Origin of the sequence: Aureibaculum sp. 2308TA14-22 (genome assembly GCF_040538665.1) — a bacterium.
Classification (GTDB): domain Bacteria; phylum Bacteroidota; class Bacteroidia; order Flavobacteriales; family Flavobacteriaceae; genus Aureibaculum.
The window spans coordinates 3,252,783-3,268,280 of the sequence record NZ_JBEWXT010000001.1; the positions used below are offsets into that span (position 1 = coordinate 3,252,783).

The following is a 15,498-nucleotide window of genomic DNA, read 5'->3' on the forward strand; positions in this document are numbered from 1 at the left end:
AACATATAAAATAATGGTTTTCAACTAAAATTAAAATAATTCTATTAAAAAAAACGGTTAATAAAACTTGTTAACAAGTTGTGTTTAGTAGTTATTAATATTTTGATTGTAAGTTATTTATTATTCTAAAAATAGCTTAAAAGTTGTTTATCTTTATTTAAGAACTTAATATCAAAATAAAAATACCTTTTTTTATTCTATCTATTAACAACATATAACATTAACCATTTTCTTTTTAAAATTTCTAAAACAAAAACTATTTAATATATAAATGTTGATAAGTAAAAATTCAAACAAGAACAATTAATTTTAAATTTTAAATGTAAAGCTAAATTACTCTTGCTAATTACTGTAAACATTACGTTTTTTATGATTTTATTATTATATTATCTAAAATATTGTAAATTAGCAGACTAAACTATGAATTAAGAAAACTTAAACACCCCTATGTTATGAGAAAAAATTACATTATTTTATTAGTATTAACCTTTGTGTATAGTGCACAAAGTCAAACTATTACTACCGTTGCTGGTACCGGATCTTCTGGATTTGGAGGTGATGGTGGCCCAGCTACTACGGCTAAATTAAATTTACCATTTAATTTAACTTTTGATAAATCTGACAATATATATATTGCAGATACTTACAATAACAGTATTAGAAGAATAGATAGCGAATCTGGTATAATAACAACTGTTGTTGGCACAGCGGATAAAAAACAAGTTAGCGAATTAAAAACTCCAACAGGATTAACATTTGATAACTACAACAACTTATACGTTGCTGACTTAGCTAATTTACGTATCAGAAAAGTAAATTTAGACACAGGTAGTTCTATTACTTTAGTTGGAAAAAAATCTGAAACAGAATTTCCTAATATTAACGAGTCTTTAGGTGGTCCTTTTAATGTTGTTTTTGATAAAAAAGGAAATCTTTATGTTTCTGTTAATGGAGATAGTAATGTTAAAAAAGTAGATTTTTCTACTGGTAAGGTAACAGTTGTTGCAGGAACTGGTGAAGTAGGATTTTCAGGTGATGGAGGTCAAGCTACTGCTGCTAAATTAGCTAATCCAACAGGATTAGCTTTAGACGGTAAAGGAAATATATTTATTTCAGATACTGGAAATGAAAGAATTAGAAAGGTAAATTTATCTACAGGTATTATTACTACTATCGCTGGAACTGGAGAAACTGGATTTGTAGGTGAGGATACTGACGCAACAAAAGCTCAATTAGCTAATCCTTTAGGTTTAGCGATAGATAGTGCAGGAGACTTATTTGTAGTTGACAGAGGTAATAATATGATAAGAAAGATAGATATGTCTAGCGGAACAATCAGTACTGTTGCAGGAACTGGTGAAGCAGGTTATTCTGGTGATGGTGAATTAGCAACAAATGCTCAACTAGCTAATCCGACAGGTTTAGCTTTTAATAATGCTGGCGAGTTATTTGTGGTTGATAGAGGTAATAACAGAATTAGAAAAATTTCTGGATTAGCAACTACTGAATCAGAAGATGTTGCTTTAGAGACCAGTATTAAAGTATATCCTAACCCAAGTACAGATAAGATAAATATAGAGCTAAATAACAATGTTGAACTTAATAACGTAACTATGTTTAATGCTAACGGAGGTCAAGTAAAAGTGCAATTAAGTAATAAAACGCTCAATGTAGCTAAACTACCAAGAGGTATTTATGTTTTAAGAATAGCTACTTCCGAAGGATCTATAGAGCAAAAAGTAGTATTAGAATAAAAAATAACAAATAAATAATATAAAGCCTCGATTACTGTCGGGGCTTTTTTATTATATTTCGACGAGAATAAATAAATATGTCAAAAAAGAGATTTAAGTACAAGAAGAAGGGTAATGTAGTGAAGGATTTATCTGCAAAAATTTTAAAAACATTAAATAAAAATTCCAAACAATCTTTCAATTACAAACAGATTGCAGCGAAATTAGATATTACAGATGCTAACGGAAGACAACAAATTATACAAAAATTAGAAAGTTTAAAGCATAAAGAACGTATAAAAGAAACGGCTAAAGGTAAATATCAAATTATACAAAACGAACATTATCATATTGGTATTTTAGATGTTACTTCCAATAAAAATGCTTATTTTATTTCTGATACTTTAGAGTATGATGCTTTTATTCCAACCATAAATCTAAATAGAGGTTTGGATGGTGATACCGTAAAAGTTTATGTGTATAAAAGAAGAAATAATGATCGTTACGAAGGTGAAGTTATCGAAATTATAGAACGTGCAAAAACAGAGTTTGTTGGGGTTTTACAGATGAGTAAAAACTTTGGATTTGTAGTACCTGATAACAATAAAATGTATGCTGATATTTTTATATCAAAAAATAATATTGATGGTGCGGAAAACGGAGATAAAGTATTAGCAAAACTTACAGATTGGCCTGATAATTCTAAAAATCCATTTGGTAAAATTTTAAATGTTTTAGGTAAGCCCGGAGAACATGATACAGAAATACATTCCATTTTATTAGAATATGGTTTACCTTATCAATTTCCTGAAAAGGTTGAGAATGATGCTAGTAAGTTGGTTACGAAGGTCAATGAAAAAGATGTTTCGGAACGCAGAGACATGCGTAAAACCTTAACTTTTACTATAGACCCAAAGGACGCTAAAGATTTTGATGATGCTTTATCTTTTAAAGTATTAGAAAACGGTAATTATGAAATAGGTATCCATATTGCAGATGTATCCCACTATGTACATCCTAATACTATATTAGATGATGAAGCTTACAGCAGGGCAACTTCCGTTTATTTAGTAGATAGAGTAGTACCAATGTTACCAGAAATATTGTCAAATGGCGTATGTTCTTTACGTCCTAATGAAGAAAAATTAACCTTTTCGGCAGTTTTTGAAATGGATGAAAAGGCTCATATTATCAATCAATGGTTTGGTAGAACAGTTACCTATTCCGACCAACGGTTTGCATATGAAGAAGCACAACATATTATAGAAAGTGGTGAAGATACAATTCCTAAAGAAATTTCTATAACAGGTAATAGCTATTCAGTAGATAATGAAATAGTAAATGCTACTTTAAAACTAGATGAACTTGCAAAAAAATTAAGAAAAAGACGTTTGCAACAAGGGGCAATTACTTTTGATAGAGTAGAAGTAAAATTTAATTTAAATAAAAATGCAGAACCTGTTGGAGTTTATTTTAAAGAATCTAAAGATGCAAATAAACTCATTGAAGAATTTATGCTCTTAGCTAATAGAAAAGTAGCTGAATTTATAGGTAAAAAGAAAAACGGAACTCCAACAAAAAACACTTTTATTTATAGAATACACGATGAACCGGACACCGAAAAACTAGCAGGACTTCAGCAAATTATAAACAAGTTTGGGTATAAAATAAATACTCAGACCAAAGAAACTACTTCTGATTCCTTAAATAAATTATTGAATGATGTTAATGGTAAACCTGAATCTAATATGATTGAAACCTTAACCATTCGGGCTATGAGTAAAGCTGTTTATACTACAGATAATATTGGGCACTACGGATTGGCATTTGACTATTACAGTCATTTTACGTCGCCAATTAGACGTTATCCTGATGTTATGACGCATCGATTACTCCAACATTATTTAGACGGTGGAAAATCGCCTGACGCTAAAATTTATGAGAAAAAATGCGAACATTCATCAGAACGAGAAATGTTAGCTGCCAAGGCAGAGCGTGATTCTACCAAATACATGCAGGTAAAATATATGCAAGATCACCAAGACGAAGAATTTTTGGGTGTAATATCTGGTGTCACCGAATGGGGAATTTATATTGAAATCATAGCAAATAAATGTGAGGGAATGGTACGCATCAGAGATATTAAAGACGATTATTACATCTATGATGAAAAACAATATGCTTTAGTTGGGCAAGCAACCAAAAACTTATATCAATTAGGAGATGAAGTTACCGTAAAAGTAAAAAATACCGATTTAGAGCGTAAGCACTTGGATTTTTATTTAATTAACGGAAATGGCGACTAAAAACTGCCTTTTAACAAATAATTATTCAGAATTCGCGTTTAATTGTTACCTTTGTTTTATAAATTATTAAAAAATGATAGCAGCAACAATATTTTTAGGATGGTTAGGGGGACAAGAAGTTATTATTATTGCCATAATAGTTCTATTGCTTTTTGGAGGCAGAAAAATACCTGAACTAATGAAAGGTCTTGGTGGCGGAATTAAAGAATTTAAAAAAGCCAGTAAAGACGAAGAGGACGAAAAAAATAAAGAAAAAATTACAGATTAAATTACAATCTGAAGCATAAAAAAAGACGCTATTTTGCGTCTTTTTTTATGCTGTATTGTTAAGTTTTTATTCTTTTAATCGCTTTCCTTTATTCTTTTCTGCTTCTTGCTTTTTCATAGCCTCACCAATTTGGTTACTTGCGGTAAAAGACGCCACCATATTGTTCAACATATCACTACCCGCTTGAGGTGAATTAGGCAATAAAATTAAATTAGAATTCACGTGCTCACCAATAGATTGTAATGTATCATAATGCTGTGTAACTACAATTAAGGCTGATGCTTCCTGAGAATTAATTCCTACTTTATTAAGAACTTCAACAGATTCTTCCAAGCCACGTGCAATTTCTCTACGTTGGTCAGCAATACCTTGACCCTGTAAACGCTTACTTTCCGCTTCCGCTTTAGCTTTTTCAACAATTAAAATCCTTGCGGCATCACCTTCGTATTGTGCGGCTACCTTTTCACGTTCAGATGCGTTAATTCGGTTCATGGCTTCTTTTACTTGTGCATCTGGATCAATATCTGTCACTAAGGTTTTAATAATATCAAAACCATAATCTAACATAGCATCTTGTAACTCGGTCTTAACAGCAATAGCAATATCGTCTTTTTTAACAAAAACGTCATCTAACTTCATTTTAGGCACTTCGGCACGTACTACATCAAAAACATAACTAGTAATCTGGTCATGCGGGTATTCTAATTTATAAAAAGCTTCATATACTTTATCTCTAATAATAACATACTGTACAGAAACTTTTAATTTTACAAATACATCATCTAAAGTTTTAGTTTCTACAATAACATCTAATTGTTGAATTTTTAAACTGACCTTTCCGGCAATTCTATCAATAAATGGAATTTTTAGTTGAAACCCTGAATGTCTTATGCTTTGAAACTTACCAAAACGCTCGATAATTGCCGCGGTTTGTTGTTTTACAATGAATATTGAGGCAAAGAAAATTAATAATCCGATAAAAATGTAGGGGACGTACCCAATATATGCTTCCATAGTTTTTAGTATTTAGTTAAAAGAAATTAAGACCATAAAGTTAATGATAATTCCAGATATTACGTACTTTTGGGAATATAAATCGTCATATTTATAAGTTAAAACATATAAATGTATTCAACTGTTAAAATAAATAGATTCCAAAAGCACATTTACTTTTTTTTAGTGGTAGGTTTATTTATAAGTTGCAATAATTCTTCTAAAAAGAAACTTTCACCTGACAACCTCATAAATACTAAAAAATTAAAAACTACACGAACTCCAAAAGTAGATGCTTTGCCATTGGAGGTACTATTCCCAAAAGATAATTCATTCACCAAAGAAAAAGCAAATTTAGGTAAGCTTTTGTTTTATGACCCGATTCTATCGGGTAATAAAGATGTTGCTTGTGCTAGTTGCCATCACCCAAGTAATGGGTATGCAGAGTTTTTAGATCTTTCAATAGGACCCAATGCACACGGTTTAAGTTCCAATCGTAAATTTATAGAACCAAACGACATCCCTTTTGTTAAAAGAAATGCTCAAACAATTTTGAATACTGCATTTAATGGCATGGATGAGAACAATAAGTATGACCCAAAGTCAGCATCAATGTTTTGGGATGAAAGAATAAAGAGCCTTGAGAATCAATCTTTAGAACCCATTAAGGCACTAGAAGAAATGAGGGGTAAAAACTATACTGAAGATGAAATTTTGCAAAAGGTTATAGCTAGGCTAAAAAACATACCAGAATATCAAACCCTTTTTAAATCTGTTTTTAAAGAAGACAACCCAATTACAATAGATAATCTTGCTAAGGCCATTGCTACTTTTGAAAGAACTTTAGTAACTAATAATTCGCGTTTTGATAAATACATGAGAGGAGATAACAACGCTATATCAATATCGGAGAAAGATGGTTTTGAACTCTTTAAAAAGGTTGGTTGTATTAATTGCCATAACGGACCAATGTTTTCTGATTATAAACCCCACGTTTTAGGAGTTCCTAGAAACGATAAATTACCAGAAGCGGATAAAGGAATAAAAGACACATTTGCCTTTAGAACACCTACGTTACGCAATTTAAGATTTACAGCACCTTATATGCACAATGGCAGTTTCAATGAGCTAAGAAGGGTTTTAGAGTTTTATGAAGACATTTCAAATGGGGTTGTTAGAAATGAATTGGTACCTAAGGAAAAATATGATCCTTTTGTTAAAAGTCTGAATCTAAGAGTTAAGGATATGTCATTAATAATTTCTTTTTTAAACACATTAAATGATGAAAGTTTTGATAAGGAAGTTCCAGAGAAAGTTCCAAGTGGTCTAGCAGTTGGAGGCAATATTCAGTTATAATCGATATTAATTTAGTAATTTTGGAATACTAAAATCAGATAATGAGAAAAGTTGTAGGAATTATTGTTGCCATAACAGGTGTTTTACTTATTGGGTACTTTCTATTTGTTTATTATGCCACATTTAGTAATGGATATAGATCAGGAGAGCTGATAAAAATTACGCATAAAGGGGTGATCTTTAAAACTTGGGAAGGCGAAATTAGTCAAGGTGTATCCGAATCGCAACACTTCAGCTTTTCTGTTGAAAGCTCGGAAAAAGAGGTAATCCAACAACTCAAAGATCTACAAGGACAGCATGTAAGGCTAACTTACAAAGAACGCTTTGCCACTTTTCCATGGTTGGGCGATACTAAATATTTTATCACAGAAGTTGAAAAAGCAAAGCAAGAATGACATTTTGCTAATTCACAATTATTTTCTTGACAGTACTTCCCTTATCTGATTGCAATCTTAAAAAATACATTCCTCTTTTTAGCGAAGTAATATTTAAGTTATTGTTGTTGCTTATTTGATTAAACGCTTTCACTTTTTGTCCGCTTACGCTAAATATTTCGGCTTTTTCTAAGTTTTGAGTACCGTTATTCTTGATAAACAAATTATCGTTACTAGGGTTTGGATAGACAGAAACAGCCCTTTGAAGTTCGTTATCATTAACAGATAACACTTTTTGAAAGGTAAATTTAAAAGTGCCAACAATTTGACTGGAAAAAGGAGCAGTATTTTGCAAACTGAACATATCTACAGCTGGGTTTGTGTCGCTATTATCTGAACCATAAGTTGTTCCATTATCAGTGCCAGCATCAGAAGCATAAACATCGATGGAAAGCTCAGATACCCAATCATTACTATTATCTATAAGTTTTACACTATCTATTTGTGCTACCCAATCTGGACTTGGGGCAATCATGGTAATCAAACTCACTAATGGAAAATCCATATCAATTTCAACATCGTTAATGGTAATAGTTCCCGGACCAGTACTTAAACCCGTACCTTTAATTTGTTTAAAAGCCGTTCCGTTAGAAATAGCCGAACTTATTTCACTTTCAAAAGTAGATGTACCACCAGTTTCGGCGACCTGTTCAACGCCGCTCGTTGCCAATTTACCAATACCGAAAAAAGATACGTTCTCGTTATGGCTCGCTCCAATTAACGGAGACCAGTGAGCTGAACCAGAAGGGTATTGATTGGGGTGCGTTGAAGCACTCCAGTTACTGATAAATTCAATTTTATAAGAAGCTTTTTGAGCGTTAAGAGGGGCTAAAAAAAGAAAAAAAAGACCGAAAAGAAGTAGTTTTTGTATCATAATATGAGGAGTTAAAACGATTATTTTATAATAGACGCACTAATATTCAATTGCTTACAAATAAAAAAGACCTGACAGGTTTTTAAAACCTGTCAGGTCTATGTTGAGCTCCAAGTTCCCCTTCCTTGGATGAGCTAAAGGAAGCTTGTCACTGCTTTTTCAATCCTATCAACAGTCTCATTCTTGCCGATTAACTCCATAATATCAAAAATATGAGGTCCTTGCATGGCACCTACCAAACTTAATCGTAATGGCTGCATCACTTTTCCAAACCCAATTTCTTTATTGGTAATCCACGTTTTTACAATAGATTCTACATTTTCCGATGAAAAATTATCAATCGGTTTTAAGATTGAAACGAGCTCATTCATTAATTCGGTCGCACCTTCTTTCCAAGCTTTTTTGGCCGCTTTTTCGTCATAGGAAGTTGGAGCGATAAAAAAGAAACTACCTAATTTCAATAAATCCGAGACAAAGGTTGCCCGCTCTTTTATTAAAGCAATCACTTTTTTGATATAAGCTTTATCGTCTAAATGCTTAGCATTTTCGTTTAACGAAGCCATTACGGAAGGATTAGTTTTCATGGCAAGCACATGAACAGCGAACAACTCCGCCAATTCATCATCACTTTTTGCCTGTAAATACTGTTGATTGAACCATTTAGTCTTGTCCGGATTAAATTTTGCACCCGATTTGCTCACATGTTCCAAACTAAAAGCCTCGATAAGTTCTTGTAAAGAATAAATTTCTTTTTCTGTGCCCTCGCCCTCGTTCCAGCCCAATAAAGCTAGCATATTGACCACCACTTCAGGAAAATAACCATCCTCACGATAACCACGGGAAACTTCGCCGTCTTTTCTCCATTCCAACGGAAAAACGGGGAAACCGAGTTTGTCGCCATCGCGTTTGCTCAATTTTCCTTTGCCCTCGGGCTTTAAGATCAAGGGCAAGTGGGCAAATTTAGGTGCATCCCAACCAAAAGCACGGTACAATAAAACGTGTAAGGCCAATGAAGGCAACCACTCTTCGCCACGGATAACATGACTGATTTCCATCAAATGGTCGTCAACGATATTTGCGAGATGATAGGTGGGCATACCGTCCGATTTAAATAAAATTTTATCGTCCAACACATTGGTATCAATGGTGATTTCACCTCTGACAATGTCGTTCAACACCAATGTCTCATTTTCGGGAGATTTAAACCGAATCACATATTTTTCACCTGAATTAATGCGTTGTTGCACTTCATCTTTACTTAAACTTAACGAATTATCCAATTTTAAACGATTATGCCAATTGTAAATAAAGGTTTTGCCCTTGGCTTTATGGTCTTTTCGGTGAAAATCGAGTTTTTCGGTCGTATCAAAAGCGTAATACGCATTACCAGAAGCTATTAATCTATCAATATATTTTTTATAAATGTCTTTTCGGTCCGATTGACGGTACGGACCTAGATCGCCACCGATTTCAGGGCCTTCATCAAATGGAATGTTCAACCAATTTAAAGAGTTAACAATATAGTTTTCAGCTCCTTCCACATAACGGGTTTGATCGGTATCTTCTATTCGTAGAATAAAAGTGCCATTGTGTTTTTTAGCAAATAAATAGTTGAATAATGCTGTTCTAACACCACCAATATGTAATGGCCCAGTTGGGCTGGGAGCAAACCGCACTCTAGTTTTGTTAATCATTTCGTTAAAATTAGGTTGCAAAGATAGTATTTGACAATGAAAATGCTATTTTTGAGTTTAAAATATAAAGAGAGCGGCATCTAAAATTTGACAAGTTTCAACAACATACAACAAAAACTACAACAGTTCATTAAAAAGTATTATACCAATGAGCTGTTAAAAGGACTGATTTTATTTGTGTCCTTTGGCTTGTTATATTTCTTGATTACGGTTTTTATCGAGTATTTTTTATGGTTACCGCCTGTAGCTAGGAGTGTACTTTTCTTTGTGTTTATTGCTGTTGAACTTGGTTTGCTGGTAAAGTTTATTGCCATTCCTTTAGCAAAACTGTTTGGTCTGCAAAAAGGCATTAGCTTATCGGAGGCATCTAAATTGATTGGCAAGCATTTTCCTGAAGTGGACGATAAATTGCTGAACGTATTACAATTGAACGAAAGCAAGTCTCAATCCGAACTGTTATTGGCAAGCATCGAGCAGAAATCGGCCAGTTTAAAACCTATTCCATTTAAAAACGCCATTAATTTTAAGGGGAATGTAAAATATTTAAAATACCTGAGCATCCCATTATTAATTTGGGCATTTACGGCTCTTACGGGAAATAATTCCATTTTTAACGAAAGTTTTAATCGTGTGGTCGATTATAAAACCGCTTACGAACCACCCGCACCGTTCGCTTTTATTGTTTTAAATGATAATTTACAAAATATTGAAGGGCAACCTTTCGAATTGATTGTTGCTACTGAAGGCAACGTTGTTCCCGAAAACGTAACCGTCAATTTTAACAACGAAAGTTATCTATTAAAGGATGTAAACGGTAACTTTTCGCATCAGTTCAACAACTTAAAAGAGCCTGTTGAGTTTTATTTGGAAGCAAATGGTGTACGTTCTAAACCTTATATATTGGATGTTCTGAAAACTCCCAATGTAACTGGTTTTGAAATGGTTATGAACTATCCCGGATATACCGGAAAAAGGGACGAACGTATTAAAAATACGGGCAATGCTGTAATCCCCGAAGGAACTACCATTACATGGAATATCACCACAAAAGCTACGGATTCAATGAAGTTTGTTTCCGCAAATAGCAATGTGTTTTCGTTAAAATCGGATAACAATTTTTCCATTTCAAAACGTGTTCGTAATGATTTGAATTATCAGATAACAACATCAAATACCCATTTAAAAAATTACGAAAAACTTGATTATTCAATACAGGTTATCAAAGACGAGCATCCCAAAATAGAGGTAAGGTCCGATATTGATTCTGTTAGCCGAGGTCCAGTACAGTTTGTGGGTCAATTAAGCGATGATTACGGATTAAAAAAACTACACCTGGTCTACTATGACAAGAATAATAAAGAAGCTGCACAGGAAATACCAATTGACATCAATAAATCTACATTTGAGGAGTTTTATTACATTTTTTCGCCCGAAATCCTAAAAATTGACGAAGGAAAAGCCTATGAAATGTATTTTGAGGTGTTTGATAACGACGGCTCAAATGGCAGTAAACGCACAAAAAGCAAGGTTTTTAGCTATTACAACAAAACCAAACAAGAAATTACGGACGATTTACTCAAAGAGCAAAAACAAAACTTAGAAGAATTAAATAAGACCAATAAAGATTCCGAGAAACTCAATAAGGATTTGGATGAGTTTTCTAAAAAATTACGTAAAAAGCCAGATTTAAACTGGAACGATAAAAAGGAATTTGACCAATTTTTAAAACGTCAGGAGCAATACAAGCAAATGCAAGAAAAGCATACCGAAAACTTGAAAGAAAATCTGGATGAGCAAGAACTGAACAATGAAGACCCGACCATAAAAGAAAAGAAGGAGCAGCTAAAAAAACGCATTGAGGAAACCCAAGAACTACAAGAGAAAAATGACCTGTTAGAACAGCTTAAAAAAATGTCTGAAAAGCTCCAAAAAGAAGATATGCTTGATAAATTGGATAAGCTGACCCAGCAAAACAAGCAAGAAAAGAAAACTTTAGAGCGGTTGCTCGAACTATCCAAGCGTTTTTTTGTAGAGAAAAAGGCGGCACAGATTACCAAAAAATTAGATTCTCTATCTAAGAAGCAGGAAAAAGAATCAGAGAAAACAGACAGCAAGGCAGAAGATCAAGAAAAATTAAATAAAGATTTTGAAGATATTAAAAAGGATTTTGACGAGTTGCGAAAACAAAATAAGAATTTGGCTCAACCGATGAAATTTCCAGATACAAATAAAGATGAGGAAGTTATTGATGAGCTTATGAAGAGAGCAGAGGAAAATTTAGATGATAAAGAGGCTGGAGAAGAAAATGAAAACAAAACTGACAAAAAAGACCAAAACAATAAGAATGCAAAAACGAATCAGAAAGCTGCGTCTAAGAAGCAAAAAGAATTGAGTAAAAAAATGGGTGGTGCCATGATGCAAATGCAAGGTGAAGCTTTAGACGAAAATATTGAAGATTTAAAAGCGATTTTAGAAAACTTATTGACTTTTTCCTTCGACCAAGAACAATTATTAATGGCTTTTGACGGAGTAGACGCCAGTAATGCCGAGTTTCCCAAACTCTTAAAGAAACAACAAATTATCAAAGAGAATTTTGAACACATAGATGATAGTTTATATATGCTTTCTATGAGGGTTCCACAATTGACATCAAAAATTCAAGAAGATTTAACCAATGCTCATTATAATTTAGATAAATCACTGGAACATATTGCGGAAAATCAAGTCCAGCCTGGTCGTTCTAATCAACAATACACCATGACCGCTGCCAACAACCTAGCCGATATGTTAAGTGATATGTTAAATAGCCTTCAAAACCCTAGTATGGGTCAAGGTCAGGGTAAAGGAAAAAGTGGACAGCCTGAGTTTAGTTTACCAGATATTATCAAAAAGCAAGGTGAATTAAGTAAAAAAATGCAGGAAGGTATGAAAAAAGGTGATGGAAAACCAAAAGGCGGTGAGGATGGTCAGAAGGGCAAGGACGGAAACCCTAAGGATGGTGAAGGAGGTTCTGAACAGATGACAGGCGAGCAATATGAAATTTACAAGCAACAGAATGCATTAAAAGAAGCTCTTAAAGAATTAATGGGTAAAGCGGGCAAAAATGGTGCAAAAGGACATAAGGCGATAAAACAAATGGAAGCGTTGGAAAAGCAACTGTTAGATAAGGGGTTTGATAAAGGTGTGATACAACGCATGCAACAATTAGAACATGAGTTGTTAAAGCTTGAAGATGCTCAATTAGAACAAGGCAAAGATAACAAACGAAAGTCTGAAACTAACAACAACACATTTGAAAAGCGAACGATTCCTAAAATAAAGGGAGATAAGCTCTTTTTTAATAAGGATGAAATTCTAAACCGTGAACCCTTGCCCTTACGGAACAACTACAAAAAGAAGGTTCAACAGTATTTTAAAGAACCAGTAAAAGAATGATTGAGTTTAATTATCAAATTGACTTTCAGCTTGAACATAAGAGTAATTTAACTAACTGGTTATCAGATGTTATAACTTCAGAAAATTATTCTCTCGATCATGTTAATTATGTGTTTTGTGATGATAGTTATCTATCTGATATTAATGTTAAGTACTTAAAACACAACACATTAACAGACATAATCACTTTTAATTACAACTTGGGTAAGACTATCTGTTCAGATATATATATTTCCGTTGATCGTGTGCGTGAAAACGCCAAGACTTTTAAGGTCTCTTTCCAAAACGAACTTCATCGTGTAATGGTTCACGGTATACTTCACTTATGCGGATATAACGATGAAAAGGAAACCGAAAAATTACAAATGCGAAAAAAAGAGGATTATTACCTATCTTTGCGGCCGTTATAAATCAACAACTTTAAGTTTTTTGTTATTTGAATCTAACTAAGTTCCACGTGGAACATATTTTCAAATGATCTTTATTTAGAACTAAGAAGTACAGCATATAAGAATGAGTATTTTTCAAGACATATACGATGTGATAGTGGTAGGCGGTGGTCACGCTGGTAGTGAGGCTGCAGCTGCAAGTGCCAACATGGGTGCTAAAACTTTACTAATAACCATGAATTTGCAGAACATCGCACAAATGAGTTGTAATCCCGCTATGGGAGGAATTGCAAAAGGACAGATTGTACGAGAGATTGATGCTTTAGGCGGGTATAGTGGTATTGTTTCGGATAAGTCGGCCATTCAGTTTAAAATGCTCAATAAATCTAAAGGGCCTGCAATGTGGAGTCCCAGAGTGCAAAGTGATCGAATGCGGTTTGCAGAGGAGTGGAGAAATATATTGGAACAAACAGAAAATTTAGATTTTTTTCAAGACATGGTTAATGGACTGGTTATTGAAAATGGAAAAACCACAGGCGTAAAAACAGGGTTGGGTTTGACTATAAAATCCAAATCTGTAATCCTTACAGCAGGAACTTTTTTAAATGGATTAATTCATATTGGTGATAAAAACTTTGGTGGCGGTAGAGCTGGAGAAAAAGCATCAGTGGGCATAACTGAAGATTTGATAAAATTGGGTTTTGAATCAGGCAGAATGAAAACTGGTACACCACCAAGAGTAGATGGAAGATCTTTGGATTATTCCAAAATGATTGAACAGCCGGGTGATGAAAAGCCAGAAAAGTTCTCATATACAAACCTTACAAAACCATTGACTAAACAACGTTCATGCCACATGACCTATACGAGTCAAGAAGTTCATGATTTGTTGCGTACAGGTTTTGACAGATCACCTATGTTTAACGGAAGGATAAAAAGTATTGGGCCGCGATACTGCCCATCTATTGAAGATAAAATTGACAGGTTTGCAACAAAGGATAGGCATCAAATGTTTATTGAGCCAGAAGGATGGAATACGGTTGAGGTATATGTGAATGGGTTTTCAACTTCCTTACCAGAAGATGTTCAAGCAAGGGCATTGCGAAAAGTTGCAGGATTTGAAAATGTAAAGTTTTTCCGTTTTGGCTATGCTATAGAGTATGATTATTTCCCTCCAACGCAGTTAAAACACACATTAGAGACTAAATTAGTGGAGAACTTATATTTCGCAGGTCAAATAAACGGAACGACTGGATATGAAGAAGCAGGATCACAAGGGTTAATGGCAGGTATTAACGCGGCATTAAAAATACAAGAAAGAGAATCTTTCGTGTTAAAAAGAAGCGAAGCTTATATAGGTGTTTTAATTGATGATTTGATTACAAAAGGCACAGAAGAACCTTACAGAATGTTTACCTCAAGAGCTGAATACAGAACGCTATTAAGACAAGATAATGCTGATTTGCGGTTAACGCCAATGTCTCATGCGTTAGGATTAGCTTCTAAAGAACGCTTGGAACGCGTTCATGAGAAACAAGAAAAAACTGATGTGTTTGTATCTTATTTAAAAGAAACGAGTATTAAACCAAATGATGTGAACCCAATTTTAGAAGCCAAAAACACGGCTACTGTCAATCAATCTATGAAGATGATTAAATTAGCATCTCGCCCACAATTGGACTTTGATGATGTGCGTCAATTTCCTGGTGTAAACGACTTTATAATTGACAACAATATTGACAATGAGATTGTAGAGCAGACAGAAATCCATGTAAAGTATGCAGGATACATTGAGAAAGAAAAGAACAATGCAGACAAACTAAATAGATTAGAAAATATAACAATTCCTTCTAACTTTGATTATCATAAACTAAAATCATTGTCTTTTGAAGCTCGCGAAAAGTTATCAAAAATTCAACCTACTAGTATTTCTCAGGCAAGCCGAATTTCAGGTGTAAAGCCTAGTGACGTTTCAGTATTGTTGGTTTATATGGGTAGATAAAAGTACTTACTTAA

At 33.6% G+C, this 15,498-nt stretch carries 11 protein-coding genes; 8 read left to right on the plus strand and 3 right to left on the minus strand.

Annotated elements, in window-relative coordinates; genetic code table 11:
* The first annotated feature begins 452 nt into the window (after window positions 1–452).
* The 3 genes from U5A88_RS14595 to tatA all read left to right on the plus strand — a co-directional run bounded on the left by U5A88_RS14595 (window position 453) and on the right by tatA (window position 4,307).
* Window positions 453–1,754, plus strand: a complete 1,302-nt coding sequence (locus U5A88_RS14595) for an NHL domain-containing protein (protein WP_354207652.1) — start codon at window positions 453–455, stop codon at window positions 1,752–1,754.
* Window positions 1,755–1,831: 77 nt separating this feature from the next.
* Window positions 1,832–4,039, plus strand: a complete 2,208-nt coding sequence (gene rnr, locus U5A88_RS14600; RefSeq protein ID WP_354207654.1) for a ribonuclease R — start codon at window positions 1,832–1,834, stop codon at window positions 4,037–4,039.
* Window positions 4,040–4,112: 73 nt separating this feature from the next.
* Window positions 4,113–4,307: a twin-arginine translocase TatA/TatE family subunit gene (gene tatA, locus U5A88_RS14605; RefSeq protein WP_354207655.1), complete on the plus strand. Its 195-nt coding sequence runs from the start codon at window positions 4,113–4,115 to the stop codon at window positions 4,305–4,307.
* A 66-nt stretch (window positions 4,308–4,373) separates the two neighbouring features.
* On the opposite strand, the gene U5A88_RS14610 is transcribed toward tatA, so the two are convergent.
* Window positions 4,374–5,321: an SPFH domain-containing protein gene (locus U5A88_RS14610; RefSeq protein WP_354207657.1), complete on the minus strand. Its 948-nt coding sequence runs from the start codon at window positions 5,319–5,321 to the stop codon at window positions 4,374–4,376.
* Window positions 5,322–5,432: 111 nt separating this feature from the next.
* On the opposite strand from U5A88_RS14610, the gene U5A88_RS14615 reads away from it, so the two are divergent.
* A complete protein-coding gene (locus U5A88_RS14615) occupies window positions 5,433–6,656 on the plus strand; it encodes a cytochrome-c peroxidase (RefSeq protein WP_354207659.1) in 1,224 nt (407 codons plus the stop codon).
* 41 nt (window positions 6,657–6,697) lie between these two features.
* Window positions 6,698–7,051 carry a 6-phosphogluconate dehydrogenase gene (locus tag U5A88_RS14620; RefSeq protein WP_354207661.1) on the plus strand — a complete coding sequence of 118 codons (354 nt, stop codon included), beginning with the start codon at window positions 6,698–6,700 and terminating at the stop codon, window positions 7,049–7,051.
* A 7-nt stretch (window positions 7,052–7,058) separates the two neighbouring features.
* Here the strand turns inward: U5A88_RS14620 and U5A88_RS14625 are convergent, their stop codons facing one another.
* Both U5A88_RS14625 and gltX read right to left on the minus strand, forming a co-directional pair.
* Window positions 7,059–7,964: a spondin domain-containing protein gene (locus tag U5A88_RS14625; RefSeq protein ID WP_354207663.1), complete on the minus strand. Its 906-nt coding sequence runs from the start codon at window positions 7,962–7,964 to the stop codon at window positions 7,059–7,061.
* Between the two features lie 134 nt (window positions 7,965–8,098).
* Entirely contained in the window at window positions 8,099–9,658 is a 1,560-nt protein-coding gene (gltX, locus tag U5A88_RS14630) for a glutamate--tRNA ligase (RefSeq protein ID WP_354207665.1), read from the minus strand.
* 87 nt (window positions 9,659–9,745) lie between these two features.
* Here gltX and U5A88_RS14635 point away from each other — a divergent pair, with 87 nt between their 5' ends.
* The 3 genes from U5A88_RS14635 (at window position 9,746) to mnmG (ending at window position 15,484) form a co-directional block, all read left to right on the plus strand.
* Window positions 9,746–13,093 carry a DUF4175 family protein gene (locus tag U5A88_RS14635; RefSeq protein ID WP_354207667.1) on the plus strand — a complete coding sequence of 1,116 codons (3,348 nt, stop codon included), beginning with the start codon at window positions 9,746–9,748 and terminating at the stop codon, window positions 13,091–13,093.
* Window positions 13,090–13,503, plus strand: coding sequence for an rRNA maturation RNase YbeY (ybeY, locus tag U5A88_RS14640; RefSeq protein ID WP_354207669.1), 414 nt, complete (start codon window positions 13,090–13,092; stop codon window positions 13,501–13,503). The genes U5A88_RS14635 and ybeY overlap by 4 nt, the downstream gene beginning before the upstream one ends.
* 109 nt (window positions 13,504–13,612) lie before the next feature.
* Complete coding sequence (mnmG, locus tag U5A88_RS14645) at window positions 13,613–15,484, plus strand: tRNA uridine-5-carboxymethylaminomethyl(34) synthesis enzyme MnmG (protein ID WP_354208196.1); 1,872 nt, start codon at window positions 13,613–13,615, stop codon at window positions 15,482–15,484.
* Window positions 15,485–15,498: the final 14 nt, after the last annotated feature.